This is a genomic window from Nocardioides sp. QY071, assembly GCF_029961765.1.
In the GTDB taxonomy this organism is placed as follows: Bacteria; Actinomycetota; Actinomycetes; order Propionibacteriales; family Nocardioidaceae; genus Nocardioides.
On record NZ_CP124681.1, the window covers coordinates 4,779,266 to 4,801,432 of the forward strand.

The 22,167-nt window shown below is 73.3% G+C and carries 18 protein-coding genes; 11 read left to right on the top strand and 7 right to left on the bottom strand.

Annotated elements, in window-relative coordinates:
- Positions 1-83: 83 nt before the first annotated feature.
- Together ilvA and fbaA are read right to left on the bottom strand one after the other, a co-directional pair.
- A complete protein-coding gene (ilvA, locus tag QI633_RS23065; protein ID WP_141797183.1) occupies positions 84-1,406 on the bottom strand; it encodes a threonine ammonia-lyase IlvA in 1,323 nt (440 codons plus the stop codon).
- Between the two features lie 7 nt (positions 1,407-1,413).
- Positions 1,414-2,445: a class II fructose-bisphosphate aldolase gene (gene fbaA, locus QI633_RS23070; protein WP_282427193.1), complete on the bottom strand. Its 1,032-nt coding sequence runs from the start codon at positions 2,443-2,445 to the stop codon at positions 1,414-1,416.
- Between the two features lie 113 nt (positions 2,446-2,558).
- Here fbaA and QI633_RS23075 point away from each other — a divergent pair, with 113 nt between their 5' ends.
- On the top strand, positions 2,559-3,149 hold the full coding sequence (locus QI633_RS23075) for a hypothetical protein (protein ID WP_282427194.1): 591 nt from the start codon (positions 2,559-2,561) through the stop codon (positions 3,147-3,149).
- Positions 3,146-3,643: a SigE family RNA polymerase sigma factor gene (locus tag QI633_RS23080; RefSeq protein ID WP_141797180.1), complete on the top strand. Its 498-nt coding sequence runs from the start codon at positions 3,146-3,148 to the stop codon at positions 3,641-3,643. Before QI633_RS23075 ends, QI633_RS23080 begins: the two co-directional genes overlap by 4 nt.
- Here QI633_RS23080 and QI633_RS23085 read toward each other — a convergent pair.
- Positions 3,640-4,287 (bottom strand): TrmH family RNA methyltransferase, encoded by a 648-nt coding sequence (locus QI633_RS23085; RefSeq protein WP_141800869.1) that lies wholly within the window; start codon positions 4,285-4,287, stop codon positions 3,640-3,642. The genes QI633_RS23080 and QI633_RS23085 overlap by 4 nt on opposite strands.
- A 97-nt stretch (positions 4,288-4,384) precedes the next feature.
- On the opposite strand from QI633_RS23085, the gene QI633_RS23090 reads away from it, so the two are divergent.
- The 7 genes from QI633_RS23090 to QI633_RS23120 all read left to right on the top strand — a co-directional run bounded on the left by QI633_RS23090 (position 4,385) and on the right by QI633_RS23120 (position 13,097).
- Positions 4,385-5,134 (top strand): VTT domain-containing protein, encoded by a 750-nt coding sequence (locus tag QI633_RS23090; RefSeq protein ID WP_260805764.1) that lies wholly within the window; start codon positions 4,385-4,387, stop codon positions 5,132-5,134.
- Positions 5,135-5,205: 71 nt separating this feature from the next.
- Positions 5,206-5,631, top strand: coding sequence for a VOC family protein (locus QI633_RS23095; protein WP_141797179.1), 426 nt, complete (start codon positions 5,206-5,208; stop codon positions 5,629-5,631).
- Positions 5,632-5,994: 363 nt separating this feature from the next.
- The gene (locus tag QI633_RS23100; RefSeq protein ID WP_282427195.1) at positions 5,995-7,290 is read left to right on the top strand and encodes an SWIM zinc finger family protein; all 1,296 of its coding nucleotides are present in this window, start codon (positions 5,995-5,997) and stop codon (positions 7,288-7,290) included.
- Positions 7,287-8,582, top strand: coding sequence for a DUF5691 domain-containing protein (locus QI633_RS23105; RefSeq protein ID WP_282427196.1), 1,296 nt, complete (start codon positions 7,287-7,289; stop codon positions 8,580-8,582). Before QI633_RS23100 ends, QI633_RS23105 begins: the two co-directional genes overlap by 4 nt.
- On the top strand, positions 8,579-9,688 hold the full coding sequence (locus tag QI633_RS23110) for an AAA family ATPase (protein WP_282427197.1): 1,110 nt from the start codon (positions 8,579-8,581) through the stop codon (positions 9,686-9,688). Before QI633_RS23105 ends, QI633_RS23110 begins: the two co-directional genes overlap by 4 nt.
- A gap of 35 nt (positions 9,689-9,723) precedes the next feature.
- A complete protein-coding gene (locus QI633_RS23115) occupies positions 9,724-11,898 on the top strand; it encodes a DUF5682 family protein (protein WP_282427198.1) in 2,175 nt (724 codons plus the stop codon).
- Complete coding sequence (locus tag QI633_RS23120; protein WP_141797174.1) at positions 11,895-13,097, top strand: VWA domain-containing protein; 1,203 nt, start codon at positions 11,895-11,897, stop codon at positions 13,095-13,097. Before QI633_RS23115 ends, QI633_RS23120 begins: the two co-directional genes overlap by 4 nt.
- A gap of 3 nt (positions 13,098-13,100) precedes the next feature.
- On the opposite strand, the gene pyrE is transcribed toward QI633_RS23120, so the two are convergent.
- On the bottom strand, positions 13,101-13,646 hold the full coding sequence (gene pyrE / locus QI633_RS23125) for an orotate phosphoribosyltransferase (RefSeq protein ID WP_222117729.1): 546 nt from the start codon (positions 13,644-13,646) through the stop codon (positions 13,101-13,103).
- 187 nt (positions 13,647-13,833) lie between these two features.
- On the opposite strand from pyrE, the gene QI633_RS23130 reads away from it, so the two are divergent.
- On the top strand, positions 13,834-15,006 hold the full coding sequence (locus QI633_RS23130; protein WP_282427199.1) for a pyridoxal phosphate-dependent aminotransferase: 1,173 nt from the start codon (positions 13,834-13,836) through the stop codon (positions 15,004-15,006).
- Between the two features lie 3 nt (positions 15,007-15,009).
- On the opposite strand, the gene QI633_RS23135 is transcribed toward QI633_RS23130, so the two are convergent.
- The 3 genes from QI633_RS23135 to clpB form a co-directional block, all read right to left on the bottom strand.
- Positions 15,010-16,068 (bottom strand): hypothetical protein, encoded by a 1,059-nt coding sequence (locus tag QI633_RS23135; RefSeq protein WP_282427200.1) that lies wholly within the window; start codon positions 16,066-16,068, stop codon positions 15,010-15,012.
- 116 nt (positions 16,069-16,184) lie between these two features.
- Positions 16,185-17,489, bottom strand: a complete 1,305-nt coding sequence (locus tag QI633_RS23140) for an ISL3 family transposase (RefSeq protein WP_282426486.1) — start codon at positions 17,487-17,489, stop codon at positions 16,185-16,187.
- Positions 17,490-17,633: 144 nt separating this feature from the next.
- On the bottom strand, positions 17,634-20,225 hold the full coding sequence (gene clpB, locus QI633_RS23145) for an ATP-dependent chaperone ClpB (protein WP_141797171.1): 2,592 nt from the start codon (positions 20,223-20,225) through the stop codon (positions 17,634-17,636).
- Between the two features lie 450 nt (positions 20,226-20,675).
- Between clpB and QI633_RS23150 the strand changes: the two genes are divergently transcribed.
- A complete protein-coding gene (locus tag QI633_RS23150; protein ID WP_141797170.1) occupies positions 20,676-22,163 on the top strand; it encodes a helix-turn-helix transcriptional regulator in 1,488 nt (495 codons plus the stop codon).
- The last annotated feature ends 4 nt before the right edge of the window (positions 22,164-22,167 follow it).

A 22,167-nucleotide genomic window follows, 5' to 3' on the forward strand; every position in this document is an offset into this window, starting at 1 on the left:
GTTTCACCGGCCGGCCGGTGAAACTGGCGCTGGGACGAGGAAGCTTCCTCGTCCCAGCGCCAGTTTTGTCGTCCAGGCTCCCGTCAGGAGAGCACGAACCCGAACAGCGGGCTGTCCGGCGGCACCTTCTCGACCCGCAGCCGCGACTCCTCCATCCTGGCCAGCAGCCCGGGGAGGTCGGCGGGCGACTGCATCTCGATGCCGACCAGGGCGGGCCCGGTCTCGCGGTTGTTGCGCTTGGTGTACTCGAAGAGCGTGATGTCGTCGTCGGGCCCCAGCACGTCGTCGAGGAAGCGCCGCAGGGCACCCGGCTCCTGCGGGAACTCGATGAGGAAGTAGTGCTTGAGGCCCTCGTGGACCAGGGCCCGCTCGACGATGTCGGCGTAGCGGGAGACGTCGTTGTTGCCGCCGGAGACGACCACGACGACCCGGCTGCCGGGGGCGAGCGCCTCCAAGCCCTCCCGGCCGGGAAGGCGGAGCGCCGCGGGCGCCAACGCGCCGGCGGGCTCGGCGATGATGCCGTCGACCTGGTAGAGGTCGAGCATCTCGACGCAGATCAGGCCCTCGGGCACGGCGACCGCGGACAGGTCGACCGAGGCGCGGGCGGAGGCGACGGCGCGGTAGGTGAGGTCACCGACGCGGCGTACGGCGGCACCGTCGACGAACGGGTCGACGGAGCCGAGCTCGACCGGGCCACCGGCGGCCAGGGCCGCGGCGAGGGAGGCGGCACCGGCGGGCTCGGCGGCGAGGACGCGTACACCGGGCAGCCGCTCGGCGAGGACGGTGAGGGAGCCGGCGATCAGGCCGGCGCCGCCGACCGGGAGCACGAGCGCGTCGGGCTGCCAGCCGAGCGCGGCGGACTGGGCGAGGATCTCGGCGGCGACCGTGCCCTGGCCGGCGATGATCCCGGGGTGGTCGAAGGCGGGGACGACGCTCGCGCCCGAGGCGGCGGCGAAGTCGGCGGCGGCGACGGCCGCGTCGTCGTACTGGTCGCCGGCGATGACGACCTCGACCTGGTCACCGCCGAGGGCGGCGACCCGGTCGCGCTTCTGCCGTGGGGTGGTGCGGGGCAGGAAGATCGTGGCGTGCACGCCGGCCCGGGCGCAAGCGAACGCGACGCCCTGGGCGTGGTTGCCGGCGCTCGCGCAGGTCACGCCCCGGGCCCGCTCCTCCTCGGAGAGCCCGGCGAGCACGGTGTAGGCGCCGCGGGCCTTGTAGGAGCGGACCGGGGTGAGGTCCTCGCGCTTGAGCCAGACGTCGTACCCGGTCAGTGCGGAGAGCCGGTCGGCCCGCTGCAGCGGGGTCGGCGGGATGACCGCGTCGAGCAGGCCGGCCGCCCGGTCGACGTCCGCCGCGGTGGGGAGCCCGGGGTCTCGTGACGGTCGCTGCGCGACCTCCTCGACCACCGGTGCCTCAGCCGACGGACTTGCCGGCCGAGCGCAGGTTCTCGGTGGCCTCGACGATGCGGGCGGCCATGCCGGCCTCGGCGGCCTTGCCCCAGGCACGCGGGTCGTAGGCCTTCTTGTCGCCGACCTCGCCGTCGACCTTCAGGACACCGTCGTAGTTGCGGAACATGTGGTCCGCGGCGGGCCGGGTGAAGGCGTACTGCGTGTCGGTGTCGATGTTCATCTTCACCACGCCGTAGTCGACCGCGGCGGCGATCTCCGCAGGCGTGGAGCCGGAGCCGCCGTGGAAGACGAGGTCGAAGGGCCGGGCACCGTCGGCGAGGCCGAGCTCGGCGACGACCGCGGCCTGCGCGTCGCGCAGGATCTCGGGACGCAGCTTGACGTTGCCGGGCTTGTAGACGCCGTGCACGTTGCCGAAGGTCAGGGCCGTCAGGTAGCGGCCCTTCTCGCCGATCCCGAGCGCCCGCACGGTGGCGAGGGCGTCCTCGGGGGTGGTGTAGAGCTTCTCGTCGATCGCACCGACGACGCCGTCCTCCTCACCACCGACGACGCCGACCTCGATCTCGAGGATCACGTTGGCCGCGGCGGCCTTCGCGAGCAGCTCCTCGGCGATCTGCAGGTTCTCGTCGAGCGGTACGGCGGACCCGTCCCACATGTGCGACTGGAACAGCGGCGCCTCGCCCCGGGCGACGCGCTCGGCCGAGATGGCGAGCAGCGGCCGGACGAAGCCGTCGAGCTTGTCCTTGGGGCAGTGGTCGGTGTGCAGCGCGATGTTGACCGGGTAGTTCTTGGCGACCTCGGCGGCGTACGCGGCGAAGGCGACCGACCCGGTGACCATGTCCTTGACGGACGGGCCGGAGAGGTACTCCGCGCCGCCGGTCGAGACCTGCAGGATGCCGTCGGAGCCGGCGTCGGCGAAGCCCTTGAGCGCCGCGTTGAGGGTCTGCGACGACGTGACGTTGATGGCCGGGAAGGCGAACGAGCCGGCCTTCGCGGCGTCGAGCATCTCGGCGTACTTCTCAGGGGTGGCGATGGGCATGCGATTGGCTCCTGCGCAGGGTGCGGTGACGTCCACCTCAACCTACCGTGACAACCGATCGCTGTCGGCGTGCGTATCCCTGCTTGAGTGAACCCCCCACCCCTGGAGGACCGATGCAGGACATCACCGACCGGCTCGGCGCCGAGCTGCGCACGCCCCCGCCACCGACCTTCGACGTCGCGGCGACGGTGGGCGCCGGACGGCGCGCCGTACGACGCCGGCGAATCGCGCGCGGCTCGGCTGCGCTTGCGCTGGCCTTGGTGATCGGCGGTGCCGGAGTGGCGGTGACGTCGCGGTTCGGGGGCACGCAGGTGGACGGGTCGGTCCAGGTCGCGGCTGGCGTCTCCGCCGAGGGGCTGGCCTCGACCGCGGGGCTCAACGACGACTTCCCGGCCGGCTACGACCCACAGGACGAGCACGACCTCCTGGTCCGCAACGGTTGGGAGGTGGTCGACCGGATCGACGGCCCGGTCGACGGGATGTTCGCGGGAGGCAGCGAACCGATCGCCGACTCCGTGGCGCTCGCGCTCCGCAAGGGCGGCGACATCACGTTCGTCCTGCTCTTCCGCTACTCCGCCCGCGGGGACGATCCCCGGGACCAGAGCGGTGGCGGCAACACCGAGACATCGGCCGACTCCGGCTACCACAACCTGTCCAGCTGGGTCGCCTACCAGCTGGCCGGGTTCACCGAGGCCGCGCAGTGAGGCGCGCCGAGCGCGAGGCGGCGTACGTCGAGTTCGCCACCGCCCGCCGCGACCAGCTGCGCCGGATCGCCTACGGCATGTGCGGCGACTGGCACCGTGCCGACGACCTGGTGCAGACCGCGCTGGTGCGCCTGTACGTCGCCTGGCCGCGGGTCGCGCGCCACGGGACCGAGGACGCCTACGTCCGCAGGATCCTGCTCAACGCGGCGATCGACGAGTCGCGGCGCTCCGTACGCCGCGAGGTGCCGACCGACACGCTGCCGGACATCGCGGCCTCACCAGGCATCGGCGTGGAGGAGCGCGACTCGCTCGTCGCCGCGCTCCAGACTCTGCCCGCCCAGCAACGGGCGGCGGTCCTGCTGCGGCACTGGCTGGGGCTGCCGGTCGCCGAGGTCGCCGCCGAGCTCGGCATCTCCGAGGGGACGGTCAAGAGCCACACGTCGCGCGGTCTGCACGCCCTGCGGGGGCGGCTCGAGGAGACCGAGCCCGCCTAGCCCCGCCAGGCCTCGTCGCTGCCGAGGTCGGCGTGCTGGCGCACCCAGGAGTGCATCGCGATCGCGGCGGCGGCCGAGGCGTTGATCGACCGAGTGGAGCCGAACTGGGCGATCGAGAAGGTGCCGTCGCAGGCCTCGCGGGCGCCGTCGGAGAGCCCGGGCCCCTCCTGACCGAAGAGGAAGCAGACCCGTTCGGGGATCTGCATCGTCTCGAGATGGGCGGAGCCGGGGAGGTTGTCGATGCCGAGCAGAGGTACGCCGGTCTCGGCGAGGTGGGCGTGCAGGTCGGCGACGGTCGGGTGGTGGCGCACGTGCTGGTAGCGGTCGGTGACCATGGCGCCGCGGCGGTTCCAGCGTCGGTTGCCGACGATGTGCACCTCGGCGGCGAGGAAGGCGTTGGCGGAGCGGACGATGGTGCCGATGTTGAAGTCGTGCTGCCAGTTCTCGATGGCGACGTGGAAGCCGTGGCGGCGGGTGTCGAGGTCGGCGACGATCGCCTCGACGGACCAGTACCGGTAGCGGTCGACGACATTGCGCCGGTCGCCGTCGCGGAGCAGCCTCTCGTCGTACACCTCGCTCCCGGGGCCCTCCGGCCACGCGCCCGGCCAGGGCCCGACCCCGACCTCGGGCGGCCCGTGGGGCATGGGGTCGTACGGCGCGCGCTCCTCCTCGTCCCTGGGCTCGTCCACGGATCGCACCCTAACGACCACCCCGTTGGGCAACGGCCGGTAGCGTGTCATCGTGAACTCGCTGGTGGCGACCCCGTTCGTCGTACCCATGCTGCTCGGCATCAAGTGGCTCGACCCGGAGTGGCTGCAGCACGAGTACGGCACCACCTTCATCTGGATCGCGATCGCCATCGTCTTCGTCGAGTGCGGCCTGTTCTTCCCGTTCCTGCCCGGCGACACGCTGCTGTTCGCGCTCGGCCTGTTCATCGCAGGCAGCAACAAGACGGGGTACTCCGTCGTCGGGATCTCCAACGAGCCGGTCGAGCTCGTCATCGCCTGTGTCCTGCTCGTGATCGCCGCGTTCGCCGGCAACGTCGCGGGCTACGAGATCGGCCGCAAGCTCGGGCCGCCGCTCTACGAGCGCGACGGCCGGATCCTGAAGAAGAAGTACTTCGACAACACCAGCGCCTTCTTCGACAAGCACGGCAACAAGGCGCTCGTCATCGGCCGGTTCGTGCCGTTCGTGCGCACCTACATCACCGTCGTCGCGGGCGTCACCCAGATGGAGCGGCGCCGCTTCTTCACCTGGAGCGCGATCGGCGCCGTGCTGTGGGTCGTCTCGATCACCCTGCTCGGCTACTTCCTCGGCGCCGCGATCCCGGCGCTCGGAGAGAACATCGACTACGTCACCCTCGCCATCCTCGCCTTCTCCGCCGTCCCGGTCGCCTGGGAGTGGTGGCGCCACAAGCGCCCCGCGGCCAGGCAGCGCAGGGAGATCGCCGCGGGCAGCGCTCCAGAGAGTTCAGTCGCCGAGGAGCGATGAGTTCATCGTGAGGTGACAGTCTTCCCGGCATCGCGTCCACAACGAGTGGACCACAACCCCGGGGAGCAGCCATGGCGATCAACCTCAACCCCTACATCAACTGGCGCGGCCAGGCCCGCGAGGCGATGGAGTTCTACCAGTCGGTTCTCGGCGGCGAGCTCAGCGTGATGACCTTCGCCGACATGGGCGGTACCGCGGCGAGCGTCGCCGAGGCCGAGGGCGAGAGCGACTGGGTCATGCACGCGGCCCTGTCGGTCTCCCCGTCGGTCCTGCTGATGGGCGCCGACCACCCCAAGCACGTGCCCGGCGAGCCGCAGACCCAGCAGGTCAGCATCAGCGGCCCCGCCGAGGACGGCGACACCCTCCGTGCGTGGTGGGCCGGCCTCTCCGACGGCGCCACCATCCACCAGCCGCTCGAGCAGGCGCCCTGGGGCGACAGCTTCGGGATGCTGAAGGACAAGTACGGCGTCGACTGGCTGATCAACATCGCTGCGTGATTTGGCCGTCGCTTCGCTCCGGCATGTCGCGCCGCCTGCCAGCGCCGTTTCTTCCTCCCCCGCTCGCTCGTTCCTCGCTCGCTCCTCCGTCCAGAAACGGCGGGCGGCGCGACGAGACCCAGCCGAATGTCGTGCGCGACCGCACGACATTCGGTTGAGTGCTCTCCGTCGGGCGCGCCGCGTGGTCTGGACTGAGCGGAGCGAGCGAGGAACGAGCGAGCGCAGCGAGGGAAGACCACGCGCAAGAGCGCGCTCGACATGCCGGAGCGAAGCGACGGCCAAACCAACACCGTGAGTCGGCCCCGAGACGCATCAACCCCGAGCCCCCACGGTGTCGGCTCCATCAACCATGATGGCCCCACCATGCCCCGCTGGAACTTCCAGGCCGTCGAGAAGGCCGCGCCGGACGCCTCGTCGCTGACGGCCGCGCGCAAGCTCGCGGTGCCGGGCCCGTGGTCGGAGACCGGCAGCACGGACACCCTCGTGTGGGGCAGGTGCCAGGGCAGCGGGAGGACGCCGTACCAGGTGTCGATCGACCTGGCCGGCCCGGCGTACCGGTGCAGCTGCCCGAGCCGGAAGTTCCCCTGCAAGCACGCGCTGGCGCTGCTGCTCCTGTGGGTCCGCTCGGACGGTGCGGTGGCCGATGCTGCCGAGCCGGCGGGATTCGCGGGCGACTGGGCGGCGACCCGGGCCGAGCGGGCGGCCGGCGCCGCGGCTGCGGAGGCCAGGCGACCCGTCGACCCCGAGGCCCGGGCGAGGCGGATCGCGGAGCGGCGGGCGACGATGTCGGCGGCGCTGGAGGACTTCGCGCAGTGGCTGGCCGACCTGGCCCGCAGCGGTACGGCGACCACCCGGCGCCAGCCGTGGACCTGGTGGGACACGACGGCCGCGCGGCTGGTGGACGGCCAGGTGCCGGGGCTGGCCGAGCGGCTGCGCGACATGGCGGCGGCGGTGGGCAGTCGGGAGGACTGGGCCGAGCACCTGCTGACCGAGGCCGGCCGGTGGTGGCTGGCCGTGCAGGCGTGGCGCCGGTGGGACGACCTGGCGCCGGAGACGCAGGGCGACCTGCGCTCCTACCTCGGCTGGTCGTGGGCCGCCGACGACCTCGCCGACGCCGAGCCGGCGGCGGGCTGGCAGGTGCTCGGCGCGCACCGCGACGAGACCGGGCGACTCAAGGAGCAGCGCACCTGGCTGCGCTCGGTCGCGACCGGCGAGCTGGTGCTGGTGCTCGACTTCGCGGGCGGCCCGCAGCCGCTGCCGATGCCCCAGCTCGACGGCAGCGTCGTCGACGTCGCCCTCGTCCGCTACCCCGGCTCGGCGCCGACCCGCGCCCGCTTCGCCGCCCCGCCCGCACCCCTCTCGCTCGGCACCCCGCTGCCGAGCGGCGGATCGCTCGCCGACGCCCGCGCGGCGCTCAGCGACCTGTGGCAGCGCAACCCGTGGGCCGTCCGGGTGCCGGCGGTGGTGCGGGGCCGCCTCGTGCCGCCGTACGACGGAGCGCCGGCCACCTTCGTCGACGAGTCCGGTGACACGGTCGACGTGCTCGGCCCGGACCCGTGGGACGCGCTGGCCGCGACGGGCGGCGCGGTGACCGACGTGTTCGGGGAGCTCGAGGAGCGGGGCCTGCGCCCGCTGAGCCTGGTCGGAGTGGACCGGTGAGTGCCCCGGGCTGGTGGCAGCAGACCACGGTGGCCGCGCTGCTCGGCACCGAGCGCCGCGAGCCGCCGCCCCTCCCCCACGGCCTCGGCGTCGCCGCCCGCCCCGACAGCACGCCCGAGACCACGCTGCTCGACGCCGCCGCGCTCGGTGGCGCCCTGCTCCGTGCCCACCTCCCCGACCGACCTGCGGGCGACCTCCCCGAACCGGCCGCCCCCGACGCCACCCCGGTCGCGCCACCGGCCGCCGTCCAGCTGCTCGGCCTGCTCCTCGACCAGCCGCCGGTCGCCGCGCGGCTGCGCCCGCTCGCGCTGGAGCACTGGCTCGGCGTCGCCGCCGATCGCGGCGTCCGGGTCCCGGCCCGCACCCTGCCGCGGCTGCTCGCCCTGGCCACCCAGCAGTCCGACCTGCGCGCCGCCACCCGACCGGTCGTCGGTGAGCGCGGCCGCTGGCTCGCCGGGCTGCGCTCCGACTGGCGTTGGGTCCTCGAGCCGGAGCCCGCGGCCGCCGCACCCACTCCCGTGCCGGCCGACGACCTCGACCGGCTCGAGGCGGCGCTCGACCACCGCTCCGCCAAGGTACGGCGCGAGGCGCTCGCGCTGCTCGACGCGGCTCCGGACTCGGCGCGGGCCGCCCGGATGGCCGCGCGCCTGCGCCCCCTCCTGACGTCGACCGGCCGGCTGCGGCGCGGTCTCGAGGTCGCACTGCCGACCGAGCCCGACGCCGCGGGCGTGCGCGACGGGCTGACCACCACCCGCGGCGGCTCGCAGCGCGAGCGGTGGCTGGAGCTGATCAGCGCCGGGGCGCCGCTGTCGGTGTGGACCGACGCGACCGGCAAGGACGCCGCCCACACCTGGCCGCTGATCACCCAGCCCGCCGCGCGGGCCGGCGTGCTGCGGGCGGTCCGGGCCCGGGCCGACCTCACCTGGGCCAGTGCGGCCGTGGCCGACAGCCCCGACCTGCTGGCGTACCTGCCCACCGCCGAGCAGGACGCGGCCGCGCTCCACCTGCTGCGGGCCACGAAGGCCGCCGCCGGCGTCGCGTCGGTGGTCCGCCACGTCCCGCCGCCGTGGAGCCCCGGCCTCAGCGCCGCCGTCGTCGACGTCCTGCGCCACACCGCCCCGGCCGGCGGCTCGGCCTCCCTCGCGCTGCCGAGCCTCGCGGCCGGCCTGCACCCGTCGGTCCGGCCCGCGGTCTCCGCGTGGGCCCGCGCCGAGCACCGGTGGGGCTCGCTGCCCGCCGACCTCGACCAGTACCTCTCCTTCCTGCCCGCGATCACGGAGGCCTTCCGATGACCCTCACCGAACCCACCGGCACCGACCCGACCGGCGTGCTGCGCCAGCACGCCGAGGACGAGTACGCCCACGAGCTCGCCGCGCTGGCCGCAGCCGACGACCGGCCGCGGCCGCCGCAGTGGCGGCTCTCGCCGTGGGCGGTGACGACGTACCTCCTCGGCGGGCGGCTCGACGACGGCACCGAGATCAGCGCGAAATACGTCGGCGCGCGGCGCCTGATGGAGATCGCCGTCGCCTCCCTGGCGACCGACCGCGCGCTGCTGCTGCTCGGCGTGCCCGGCACCGCCAAGTCGTGGGTCAGCGAGCACCTCGCCGCCGCGATCAGCGGCAGCTCGACGCTGGTCGTGCAGGGCACCGCCGGCACCCCGGAGGAGTCCCTGCGGTTCGGCTGGAACTACGCACGCCTGCTCGCCGAGGGCCCCTCCCGCGAGGCGCTCGTGCCTAGCCCGGTGATGCGGGCGATGGAGGCCGGCGCGCTGGTCCGGGTCGAGGAGCTGACCCGGATCCCGGCCGACGTGCAGGACGCGCTGATCTCGATCCTGTCGGAGAAGACGCTGCCGGTCCCCGAGCTCGACGACGAGGTGCAGGCCCGGCGCGGGTTCAACGTGATCGCCACCGCCAACAACCGCGACAAGGGCGTTAACGAGCTCTCCTCCGCGCTCAAGCGCCGGTTCAACACCCTCGTGCTGCCACTGCCCGACAGCCTCGGCGAGGAGGTCGAGATCGTCCGCACCCGGGTGGCCTCGATCGGCCGCGGCCTGGAGCTGCCCGACGAGCTCGCGGCGACCCCGGAGATCGAGCGCGTGGTGACCATCTTCCGCGAGCTGCGCGGCGGGATGACGCTCAACCAGCGCACCACCGTGAAGTCCCCGTCGAGCACGCTGTCCACCGCCGAGGCGATCTCGGTGATGACCAATGGCGTCGCGCTCGCCGCCCACTTCGGCGACGGCGTGGTCCGCGCCGACGACCTGGCCGCCAGCATCACCGGCGCGGTGGTCAAGGACCCGGTGCAGGACTCGATCGTGTGGCAGGAGTACCTCGAGACCGTCGTCAAGGACCGCCCCGAGTGGGCCGACCTCTACCGCGCCTGTCGGGAGCTGACCTGACTCCCCGGGGCGACAGCAGGGTCGAGGTCCTCGGCGTGCGCCACCACGGCCCGGGCTCGGCGCGCTCGGTCGCCGGCGCGCTCGAGGAGCTCGCCGCGGACGCCGTCGTGATCGAGGGCCCGCCGGAGCTCGACGCCCTGGTCCCGTACGTCGGCGCCGGGCTCGTGCCGCCCGTGGCCGGCCTGGCCTACGCGAGCGCCGAGCCGTGGCGGGCCGCGTTCTACCCGATGGCGGCCTTCTCGCCGGAGTGGGTGGCGCTGACGTGGGCGGTCGAGCGCGGCGTACCCGTCCGGTTCGCCGACCTGCCCGCCGCGCACTCCCTCGCTCCGAGCGACGAGGACGAGGCGGCGGCGGAGGGACGCACCGACCCGATCGCCCTGCTCGCCACCGCCGCCGGGTACGACGACCCCGAGCGCTGGTGGGAGGACGCCGTCGAGCACCGCGCCGAGTCCTCGCTGGCCCGTTTCGCGCTGCTGCGCGAGGCGATGAGCGAGGCTCGCGCCGCCGGCCCGGTGGGCGAGGACAACCTGCGCCGCGAGGCGGCGATGCGCAGGGTGCTGCGCGCGACGGTCAAGGAGGGCCACCAGCGGATCGCGGTGGTGTGCGGCGCCTTCCACGCGCCGGTCCTGGAGCCCGCGACCTTCCCCTCCCAGGCCGCCGACAACAAACTGCTGGCCGGGTTGTCGAAGGTGAGGGTGACCGCGACCTGGGCGCCGTGGACCGCGGGCCGGCTGGCCTACGCGAGCGGGTACGGCGCCGGGGTCACCTCGCCCGGCTGGTACCAGCACCTGTTCGCCTGCTGGGCCGAGGACCGCCCCGGCGACGTCGTCCCGGGCTGGCTGACCCGCGTGGCGCGGGCGCTGCGCGACGACGGCCTCGACGCGGCCCCCGCGACGGTGGTCGAGGCGGTGCGGATGGCGGAGGCGCTGGCCGCCGTACGCGGTCGCCCGTCGGCCGGTCTCGACGAGCTGATGGACGCCAGCCAGACCGTGCTGTGCGGCGGCTCGGCAGTCCCGCTCGGGCTCGTGCAACGGCGACTGGTGATCGGCGAGGAGCTCGGGCAGGTGCCTGACGCAGTCCCCCTCGTGCCGCTCGCCGAGGACCTCGCCCGCACCCAGCGCCGGCTCCGGCTCAAGCCGTCGCCGACGCCCACGACGGTCACCCTCGACCTGCGCAAGGAGGCCCAGCTCGAGCGCTCCCGGCTGCTGCACCGGCTCGCCCTCCTCGGCATCCCGTGGGGCACCCCCGGCGAGGCCGGCCGCACCACCGGCACCTTCAAGGAGGCCTGGGACCTCGAGTGGCAGCCCGAGTTCGCCGTCTCGCTGGTCGAGGCCGGCCTGCTCGGCACCACCGTCCTCGGCGCCGCGGAGACCCGGGTCCGGGAGGCCGCTGCCGCCGCGACGGACCTGGCCACGCTCGGCCGGCTGGTCGAGTCCGCCCTCGTCGCGGACCTGCCGCGCGCCCTCGCCACCGTGGTCGACGCGCTCGCCGCCGCCACCGCCCACCAGCACGACACCCGCGCCCTGCTCGACGCGGTCGAGCCGCTGGCCCGCACCCAGCGCTACGGCGACGTCCGCCGCGCCGACCTGGGCCGGGTCCGCGAGGTGCTCGACACCGTCGTGGTCCGCGCGGCGGTCGAGCTGCGGGCAGCCTGCACCGGCCTGGACGACGACGCGGCCGACGCGCTGCGCGCCTCGATCGACAGCGCCCAGCGTGGGATCGCGCTGGTCGGCATCGGGGCGGCCCGGTGGCGCGAGGCGCTGGCCGGCGTGGCCGCCGACGACCGGGTCCACGGCTCGGTCGCGGGCCGGGTCAACCGGATCCTGCTCGACGGCGGGCACCTCGCGGCCGACCGCGCCGCCGAGCGGCTCAGCCGCCAGCTCTCCGTCGGCGCCTCCCCGGTACACGCGGCCGCCTGGCTCGACGGCTTCCTCGAGGGCGAGTCCGTGCTCCTGCTGCACGACCCGACCCTGCTCGCGATGGTGGACGAGTGGGTCGGCCGGGTCGACGAGTCCGTCTTCGACGACCTGCTGCCGCTGCTGCGTCGTACCTTCGCCCGCTTCCCGCCCGCCGAGCGCCGCCAGGTCGCCACCCGGGTCCACAACCTCGACCACGACCACACCGACTCCGTCCCCGACCTCGACCTGGTCGCCGGCCGCGACGCCGCCCGGCGGGTCGCGGCCCTCCTCGGCCTGGAGGTGGCCCGATGACCGAGACGCCAGAGTCCCGCGACCGGCTCACCCGGTGGCGCCTGGTCCTCGGCGGCGGCGAGGCCGACCCCGACGACGTCCATCTCTCGGCCGCGGACCTGGTCCGCGACCGCGCCCTGTCCCAGCTCTACGACGGCGCCGGCTCCGGCTCCGGTCGCCCGGGCGGTCCGCGTCGCGGCGGGCTCGGACGCTCGGCGCCCGGCGTGAACCGGTGGCTCGGCGACATCCGCACCTACTTCCCGTCCTCGGTGGTGCAGGTGATGCAGGCCGACGCGATGGACCGGCTCGGCCTCCACGAGCTGCTGCTCGAGCCCGAGACGATGGCCGCGGTGCAGCCCGACCTCAACCTGGTCACCACCCTGGTCGGCCTCAACCGGGTGATCCCCGAGCACAGCCGCACCACTGCCCGCGCGGTCGTGCGGGCGGTCACCGACCAGCTCGAGGAGCGGCTGCGCAGCAAGACCGTCCAGGCGGTCTCCGGGGCCGTGGACCGGGCCTCCCGCACCCGGCGTCCGCGACACCACGAGATCGACTGGCGCCGCACCATCGCCGCCAATCTCAAGCACTACCTGCCCGAGCACGGCACCGTCGTACCCGAGCGGCTCCACGGCCACGCCCGCCGCAACCGCCAGACCGAGCGCCACATCATCTTGTGCATCGACCAGTCCGGCTCGATGGCGGAGTCGGTCGTCCACTCCAGCGTCTTCGGCGCCGTCCTCGCCTCACTGCGCACCGTGTCGACGCGGCTGGTCGCCTTCGACACCGAGGTCGCCGACCTCACCGACGAGATCGACGACCCGGTCGACGTGCTCTTCGGCGTCCAGCTCGGCGGCGGCACCGACATCAACCGCGCCCTGGCCTACTGCCAGTCACTGATCGAGCGGCCCGAGGAGACCGTGCTGGTACTGATCAGCGACCTCTACGAGGGCGGCATCGCCGAGGAGATGCTGCGCCGCGCCAACGCGATCACGTCCTCGGGCGCGGTCATGGTCGCGCTGCTGGCGCTGAGCGACTCGGGAGCCCCGTCGTACGACGCCACGCATGCCGCCGCGCTGGCCGCGATCGGCGTGCCCGCCTTCGCGTGCACGCCCGACCAGTTCCCCGACCTGATGGCCGCGGCGATCGAGAAGCGGGACCTCGCGCAGTGGGCAGCGGCCAACGACATCGTGGTCGCGAGCGCGGTCCCCGACGACAACTAGCCGTCAGGCGTGGGCCGCGGCGCGAGCCTCGTCGAGCTCGGCCTTGGTCAGCACCGCACGGACCTCGAGCGCGACGTCGGCGAGGGGGTTCTCGCCGGCCGGGCTGCGGTCGATCGCGCACACGACCGTCTCGACGACCGCGCCACCCTCGCGCAGCGCGTTGGTCGCGTCGCGGACCGCACCGCCGGTGGTGATGACGTCCTCGATCAGCACGACCTTGCGGCCGTCGAACGACGGACCCTCGGCGAGCTTGGCGGTGCCGTACTCCTTGGCCTTCTTGCGCACGAAGACCACCGGGATGCCCATCAGCTGGCTGACCGCGGTGGCGATCGGGATGCCGCCCATCTCCAGCGCGCCGAGCAGGTCGATCTCCTCCGGCAGCAGCTGGGCGACCTCGCGCGCGACGCGGGCGAGCAGGATCGGGTCGGCCTCGAAGAGGTACTTGTCGAAGTACTCGTTGCTGACCTGGCCCGACCGGAGCACGAACTCGCCGGTGAGGCGGCAGGTGGCGTCGATGTCGGCGGCGAGGGCGGTGTCCGTGGTCGTCACGCTCGTAGGTTATCTAGGGAACCGCTGATCCATGGCGCCGTCGCGAGCGTCGCGAGGCGCGTGCGATGGCCAGGCGCAGGCGCGAAGGCATGCTGGGCGCACGTCGAGCGTCTGCAACGCAGCCAGCGTGCGTGCGTCGCGGCGCGTAGCAGGCGGGATGGATCAGCGGTTCCCTATCGTCGTCCCCATGTCTCCTGCTGCCCGACGCGTCGCCGGGATGGGTACGACCATCTTCGCCGAGATGTCCGCGCTCGCCGTCCGGACCGGCGCCGTCAACCTCGGCCAGGGATTCCCCGACACCGACGGCCCGCCGGTCATCCTCGACGCGGCCGTCGCGGCGCTGCGGGGCGGAGCGAACCAGTACGCGCCCGGCCCCGGCGTCCCCGCTCTGCGGCAGGCGATCGCGCGCCACCAGCAGCGCCGCTACGGCATCGAGCTCGACCCGGACCGCGAGGTCGTGGTGACCACCGGCTGCACCGAGGCGATCGCCGGCGCGCTGCTCGGGCTGGTCGACCCGGGCGACGAGGTGGTCGTGCTCGAGCCCTACTACGACTCCTACACGGCGATGATCGACTTCGCCGGCGGCGTACGACGGCCGGTCACCCTGCGCGCACCGGACTTCCGGCTCGACCCGGCCGAGCTCGAGGCGGCGGTCAGCGACCGGACCAAGCTGATCCTGCTCAACACCCCGCACAACCCGACCGGCCGGGTGCTCGACGCCGACGAGCTGGCCGCCGTGGCCCGGGTCGCGACCGCGCACGACGTGCTGGTGGTGACCGACGAGGTCTACGAGCACCTCACCTTCGACGGCCGCCCGCACGTGCCGATCTCGACCCTGCCCGGCATGGCCGAGCGCACGCTCACCCTGTCCAGCGCCGGGAAGTCCTGGTCGGTGACCGGGTGGAAGGTCGGCTGGGCGAGCGGCCCGGCCGAGCTGGTCGCGGCCCTGACCGCGGCCAAGCAGTGGCTGACCTTCACCTCCGGCGCGCCACTGCAGCCGGCCGTGGCGGCCGCCCTGGACGCGGGCGACGACTTCCCCGCCGGCCTCGCCCGCGACCTGCAGGCCCAGCGGGACCAGCTGGTCGCCGGGCTGCGGGCGGCGGGCCTGACGACGTACGTGCCCGAGGGCACCTACTTCGCCACCACCGACGTGAGCGGGCTCGGCTGGGCCAGTGGCGGGGACTTCTGCCGCGCCCTGCCCGAGCGGGCCGGCGTCGTGGCGATCCCCTCGGAGGTCTTCTACGACGACCCGGACGCGCCCGGGAGCGGCCGCCACCTGGTGCGGTGGGCGTTCTGCAAGAGGCCGGAGGTCATCGCCGAGGCGGTACGCCGGCTCGGCGCGGCCGACCTGAGCGCGTGAGGCTCAGCGCCCGACGTACCAGCGACTGACCTCGGGCCGCAGCAGGAGACTGGTCGTCCCGGCGAGCGCCGCGACCAGGATCACGAGCGGCCAGGCGCCGAGCGCGAGGAACAGCGCGAGCGCGGCGCCGGCGGCGGCGCCGATGGCGAGCACGATCCGCGCCCAGTTCTGGCCGACGAATGCGAGCGCGGCGAGCACGATCGCGCCCAGGGCGCAGGCGGTGACGCCCGCCATGAGCACGTAGATGCCGGCGACCAGGTCCTGCTCGGTGACCTGCGAGCTGTCCAGCCAGGACGGCTGGTCCTTCATCACCTCGGCGAACAGCTTCTCGCTGTTGGCCGACACGTAGGCGACCATGCCGGCCACGAGCAGCACGATCGCCACCGCGACCACACAGGTGATCGCGCACGCCGCCACCAGCGCCGGCGGGCGGGCGCCGACCACGGGGCCGGTGGCCGGCGGCGCGTCGCCGGTGACCGGGCCGGCCAGGGGTCCAGGCAGGTGGCCCGGCTGGCCGGGCTGGCTCGGCTGGCCCGGCTGGCCCGGCTGGTCGAACCGGGACGGCGGCGCGGGTCGCGTCGCGGACCGGATCGCGGCCAACCGGGCGGCCTGGCGCTCCTCGAGGCGTTGCATCCAGGGCCGGCCGGCGTACCAGTCCCGGGTGGGCTGCAGCCACAGCAGGGCGATGCCGGCGAGCACCATCGGCGCCAGGAAGCCCGCGGTGGCGAGGCCGCCGACGAACAGCAGCGGCGCCAGGGCGGTCAGCGCGAGCCGGGCACTCGCCGAGCGCTTGAAGACCTGGACGCCGAGGATGGCCGACGCCGTCGCCGCCCCGGCGCCGACCATGCACAGCACCCGGATGACCGTCGCCAGTCCGTCGGCGTCGAGCCCGAGGTCGGCCGTCATCGGCTCGGTGAGGACCTTCTGCAGCTCCTCCTGCACCGCGAGGGTGTGGAGGGTGGAGATCCGCTGCCACGCGGCGAGGACGACGAACACGGACCCGCCGATGATCAGCGCGCCCGCCAGCGTCGCCTGTCCCGGCCGGGGCTGCTGCTCGCTCATGGGCTCCATTCCACCAGACCACCCCACACGTCACATGGGATGGGCAGTTCATGCACCTGTCAGGCGTTGCAACCCCTGACAAGTGCATGAATCCCCGGCTGACCGGCTCTCCTGACTCATGTGTGGGTGGTGCGGCCGGGGAGTTGTGGGCGGTGTGTGCCTAGGCTGAGCATCGCGAGCGCGATGAGTGGTCGGGGCGTGTGGAACCCGAACGCGATGCGGGTCAGGAGTCGGATCTTGGTGTTCACCGACTCGACCAGAGCGTTGGTCAGACGGTGAGTGAGAGTCGCTTCGACGCGGGCAGCAATGGCTTCGATCCGTGTGGCGAGGTGGGCGAACTCCTCGATCCCGCTGGCGCGTGCCCAGGCCAGCCACTCTCGGAAGGCGTCGATGGCGTCGGGGCCGTGCATGCGGAACAGGGCGCGTAGGCCCTCCTTGAGCCGGTAGGCCTCCCACAGTCGGGGGTGGGTGGCCGCGATCCAGGCCAGCCGTTGCTGTTGGCGGTCGGTGAGGTCCTCTGGGTTTCTCCACAGGGCGTAGCGGGCCTCACGCAGCTGGCGGGCCGCGCCGGTGGAGTCGCGGCGCTGTCGGCCCTGTTCGCGACCGTTCTTGCGGGTCGCGCCGGCGGCGCGGGCTTCGCGCCACGCGGCGGCACGAACGGTGCCCAGGGCGTCGTTGGCCCATTTCACGACATGGAACGGGTCGGCACACTGCACGGCTTGGGGGCAGCGTTCGGTGACGACCTCGCCGATCCACGAGGCCGAGTCGGCCGAGACATGAGTGATCTGGACGCTGCGTTCGGGACCGAGGTCGTCGAAGAAGCGGCGCAGCGTGGCACGGTCACGGCCGGGTTCGGCCCACACCAGGTGTCCGGTGTCGTGGTCGACGACGACGGTCAGATAGAGCTGTCCGCGGCGGTAGGAGACCTCGTCGATCCCGATCCGCCGCAACCCATCGAGCCGGGCGCCTGTCGGCCCGCCGGTGGTGGTGTCGATCTGTTGCCAAACTCGGTCCAGGATCGATCCCACGCTGCGCCACGCGATGCGCATCAGTTCGCTGACCGCGGACTTCGAGGTCCGCACCGCCAGCCACGCTGCCTGGGCGTCGAAGGTGTGGGTGTGTCCCGCGCCATGGACCGCCCAGGGCACATGAGCCACATTCACGCCGTGCTCGCGGCACTGGACCCGGGGTGCGTCAGCTTCTAGGAAGGTCATCGTGGCGCCGTGGTCCAGGGTGCGCCAGCGGCGTCGTCCTGCCCCGGCGTCGTAGCCGGGGCAGGGCCGCCGACAGTGGCCACATCGGCCGCGTTGGCGGGCCATCGGCCGTACGTCGATGACCAGCACGCCACCGTCAAGGCGAGCGTTCTCGATCGCGGTGTGTTCCAGCCCCAACAGGCCACGGAATAGGCTGACGAGTGCCACGCCGTTCTCCTGACGCTCCGGTTTCGTTTCTCGACAACTCGAAACCTAGACAGGGAGCGGCGTGTGCTCGTTCAGGCCACGCAGCAACCACCCACGGATACGTCAGGAGAGCCGGCTGACCGGGGATTCATGCACCTGCGCGACTCAGCCGGCGAGCACCAGCCCGTCCTCACCCCGGTCGACCGTGACCGACCCACCGTCGGTGACCTCGCCACCGATGAGCAGCCGGGCGAGCGGGTCGCCGATGGCGGTCTGGATCAGGCGGCGCAGCGGCCGGGCGCCGTACGCCGGGTCGTAGCCGGTCTCGGCCAGCCAGGCGCGTGCCTCGGGCGTGACCGACAGCGTGATCCGGCGGGCGGACAGGCGCGCCTCCAGCGAGCGGAGCAGCAGCTCCACGATCTGTGCCAGGTCCTCGCGGGACAGCGCGTCGAAGGTGACGATCTCGTCGAGCCGGTTGAGGAACTCCGGCTTGAACGAGGCCCGCACCACGGCCATCACCGACTCCTGCCTGGCCTCCGGCGACAGCGAGGGGTCGACCAGGAACTGCGAGCCCAGGTTGGAGGTGAGGATCAGGATCGTGTTGCGGAAGTCGACCGTGCGGCCCTGGCCGTCGGTCAGCCGACCGTCGTCGAGCACCTGCAGCAGGATGTCGAAGACCTCGGGGTGGGCCTTCTCGACCTCGTCGAGCAGGACGACGGAGTACGGACGCCGGCGCACCGCCTCGGTGAGCTGGCCACCCTCGTCGTACCCGACGTAGCCCGGAGGGGCACCGACGAGCCGCGCGACCGAGTGCTTCTCGGCGTACTCGCTCATGTCGATGCGCACGATCGCCCGGTCGTCGTCGAACAGGAAGTCCGCCAGCGACTTGGCCAGCTCGGTCTTGCCGACACCGGTCGGGCCGAGGAACAGGAACGAGCCGGTCGGGCGGTTCGGGTCGGAGATGCCGGCCCGCGCCCGGCGTACGGCGTCGCTGACGGCACGCACCGCATCGGCCTGGCCGATCAGGCGGGCACCGATGACCTGCTCCATGTCGAGCAGCTTGGCGGTCTCGCCCTGCAGCAGCCGCCCGGTGGGGATGCCGGTCCAGGCCTCGACGACCTCGGCGACCTGGGTCGCCCCGACCTCCTCACCGACGAGCTTCTCGCCCATCGGCTCGGCGTCCTCGGCCGCCTCGACGGCCTTGATCTGCTGCTCCAGCGCGGGGATCTGGCCGTAGAGGATGGCGCTCGCGCCACCGAGGTCGCCCTCGCGCTGCAACCGCTCCGCCTCGACCCGGAGCTGGTCGAGCTGGCGGCGCAGCACGCCCTCGCCCTCGAGCTCGGCCTTCTCCCGCTCCCAGCGTGCCTCGAGCCCGCGCAGCTCCTCCTCCTTGTCGGCGAGGTCGCCACGCAGCGCCTCGAGCCGCTCGACCGAGGCGTCGTCGCTCTCCTTGGCGAGTGCGAACTCCTCCATCTTGAGCCGGTCGACCTGGCGGCGCAGCTGGTCGATCTCCTCCGGGGAGGACTCGATCTCCATCCGCAACCGGGACGCCGCCTCGTCGACGAGGTCGATCGCCTTGTCGGGCAGCTGCCGGCCGGAGATGTAGCGGTCGGACAGGGTCGCGGCCGCCACCAGCGCGGCGTCGGTGATCCGGACGCCGTGGTGGGCCTCGTACTTCTCCTGGATGCCGCGCAGGATCTGGATGGTGTCCTCGACCGAGGGCTCACCCACGAAGACCTGCTGGAACCGGCGCTCCAGCGCGGGGTCCTTCTCGATCGACTCGCGGTACTCGTCGAGGGTGGTCGCGCCGATCATGTGCAGCTCACCGCGCGCGAGCATCGGCTTGAGCATGTTGCCGGCGTCCATCTGGCTGTCGCCGCCGGCGCCCGCGCCGACGACGGTGTGCAGCTCGTCGATGAAGGTGATGACCTGGCCCTCGGACTGCTTGATCTCGTCGAGGACCGCCTTGAGCCGCTCCTCGAACTCGCCGCGGTACTTCGCGCCGGCGACCATGCCCATCAGGTCGAGCGAGAGCACCCGCTTGCCCTTGAGCGAGTCGGGGACGTCGCCGGCGACCACGCGCTGGGCGAGGCCCTCCACGACGGCGGTCTTGCCGACGCCGGGCTCGCCGATGAGCACCGGGTTGTTCTTCGTACGGCGCGACAGCACCTGCACCACGCGTCGGATCTCCTGGTCCCGGCCGATGACCGGGTCCAGCTTGCCCTCCTCGGCGGCGGCAGTGAGGTCGACGGAGTACTTCTCCAGCGCCTCGTACGTCGCCTCGGCGTCCTGCGAGGTCACCCGGCGGTTGCCGCGCACGGCGGTCAGCGACTCGCGCAGGGCGTCGGCACTCAGGCCCGCGTCGCCCAGCACCTGCTGGGCCGAGGACTCGACGGTGGCGAGCGCGATGAGCAGGTGCTCGGTCGCGACGTACTCGTCCTTCATCGACCGTGCAAGGTCCAGCGCGGACGCCAGGACCCGGGTCAGGGCGGCCGACCCGGACGGCTGCTGGACGGTGGCGCCGCTGGCGCGCGGCAGCCCGTCGCGGGCCGCGGAGGCGGCGTGGACCAACCCCGAGACGTCGACGCCGGCCTTGGCGACGAGGTGGGCGGCGGTCCCGTCCTCCTGCAGCAGCAGGGCGACGAGCAGGTGGATCGGCTCGACGGTGGTGTTGCCCGCCGTGGTCGCGGCGAGCTGGGCGGCCTCGATCGCCTCGCGGCTGCGCGTGGTGAACTTGTCGGCCCCGAATTGGCTCATGCAGTGCTCCTCGAGAGTGTCTGGGTTCCATCTTGGCCGGAATACTCCGACCGGTCATCAGGTCCAACGTCCCGAAAGTTGAGTCTGTTCCGCTCAACTTTGTGCGAACCATGGTGTCCCCCGTCACCTCGTGGGTGGGCACGGGCGCACGTGGTCGACCCAGTGCGAGCGGGCTGCCGTCGACGACGCGAGGAGCGGGCCAGCGAGGGACGTGGTGGGCGGACAGGTCTCGGGCTCATCCACCCACCACGAGTCACGGCGAGTCGTCGCGGTCGGCCCGGGCCGTCCTCCTGTTCCCCGGAGCAGGAACGCGACCCCACATCGCGCTGGCCTCAGGGCCGACCGCGCCGAGAACAACGTGACACGCCCGGCGTCCTCGAAAGCGATTGTTTCGGTCCCGAGTCCGAGTGAAACGCAGCGGGAGGGCGGCGTCGGAGGCACGATACCGAGGTGGCTCGGCACACCGACGAGATCGACGACCCCACCCCGCTGGCCGGGGCGCGGATCGACGTCGCCGCGCGCATCGGCTGGCTGCTGAGGACCAGCCGGGTCTCCGCCGGGGTGCCGCTGCGGGAGTTCGCGGCGCGCAGCGGGGGCGGGCTCTCGCCCGCGACGCTCTCGCGCGTCGAGACCACGGGCCGGCGCAGCGGGTCGGTGGTCGCGGCGTACGAGCGTGCCCTCGGGCTGCCCCACGGCCACCTGCGCGCGCCGGTCGACGTGCTGTGCCGGACCTTCGCCTACGCGCCCGCGGACACCGACCCCTACGTCCCGGAGCCGACCCTGGCCGGGTTCACGACCGCGGTCGACACCGTGCAGTCCACCGACCCGAGTGCGCAGGACTGGCTGCGCTTCGCCGAGTACCACGTGCTCACGTCGTTCGGGATGCCCGCGCACACGATCCGCCCGCTCGTCGTACGCCTGGCCGACGAGGTGGGCCGGGCCGCCGGCACGGCCTACCAGCTGAGGTACGAGGCGCTGAGCAAGCTGCGCTGCAGCCCGTACGCCGACGTGGTCGGCCAGGTGATCCGGGAGGCGGTCGAGCGGCCCGGCATGCAGCGCGCCGCCGACCTGCTCAGCGCGATCACCGAGCTCCCCACCCCTGAGCTGGTCACCTGGTGCGGCGAGCTGCTGTCCGACGAGTCGTGGATCATCGCGCGGGCCGGGTGCCTGGGCATCCAGAACATGCGCAGCGTCGGCGGGCTGCGGCGTACCGACTGGCTCCCGCTGGTGCCGGTCTACGCCGCCGCGTGCGACGCCGCCGTCGGCGACGCGCTGCGCCAGCCGATCCTCAGCGCCACCCTGGCGGGCTGCCCGCCGGAGTTCCGCGCCGAGGTCAGGGCCCGGCTCACCGAGGACCTGGTCGAGCCGCGCCGCGCGGCCGCGTGGACCCGGACCCGGCGCAACCACCACTACTCGTACGCCGCCGCGCTCGCCGCCGAGGTCGCCGACGGCCACGGGGGCGAGGCGATGCTGGCCCGGCTGCTGTTCGAGGTGCTCTACGACTTCCGGGCGACACACGTGACGACCTCGTCGTTCCTCCTGGTCGCCTCGCCCTTCGCCGACCGTGTGCGCGAGCTGATCTGCCGCTCCGCCCTGGACGGACCGGACGAGACCACACGGCACGGCGCGGCCTTCGCGTTCGCCAACCTGATGATCCCGTTCGACTCGGCCGACCCGGCGCCGTGGCTGGCGTCCGACGACCTGGTCCTGCGCGGTGCCGGGCTGAGCATCTGCGGCTTCGCGGGCGTACCGCTCGAGCGCGGGCTGCTCCGCGAGCTGGTGCAGCGCGAGGACCAGGTCGGCTACGAGGCGATGTTCGCGGCCGGGATGTCGCAGCAGCCGGAGCTGGCCGACCTCGCGGCCGACCCCCAGCTCCCCGACGCCGCCCGTGCGGCCGCGGCGTGGTGGCAGAAGGCGGGCGGGCGGATCATCCGCTGACCTG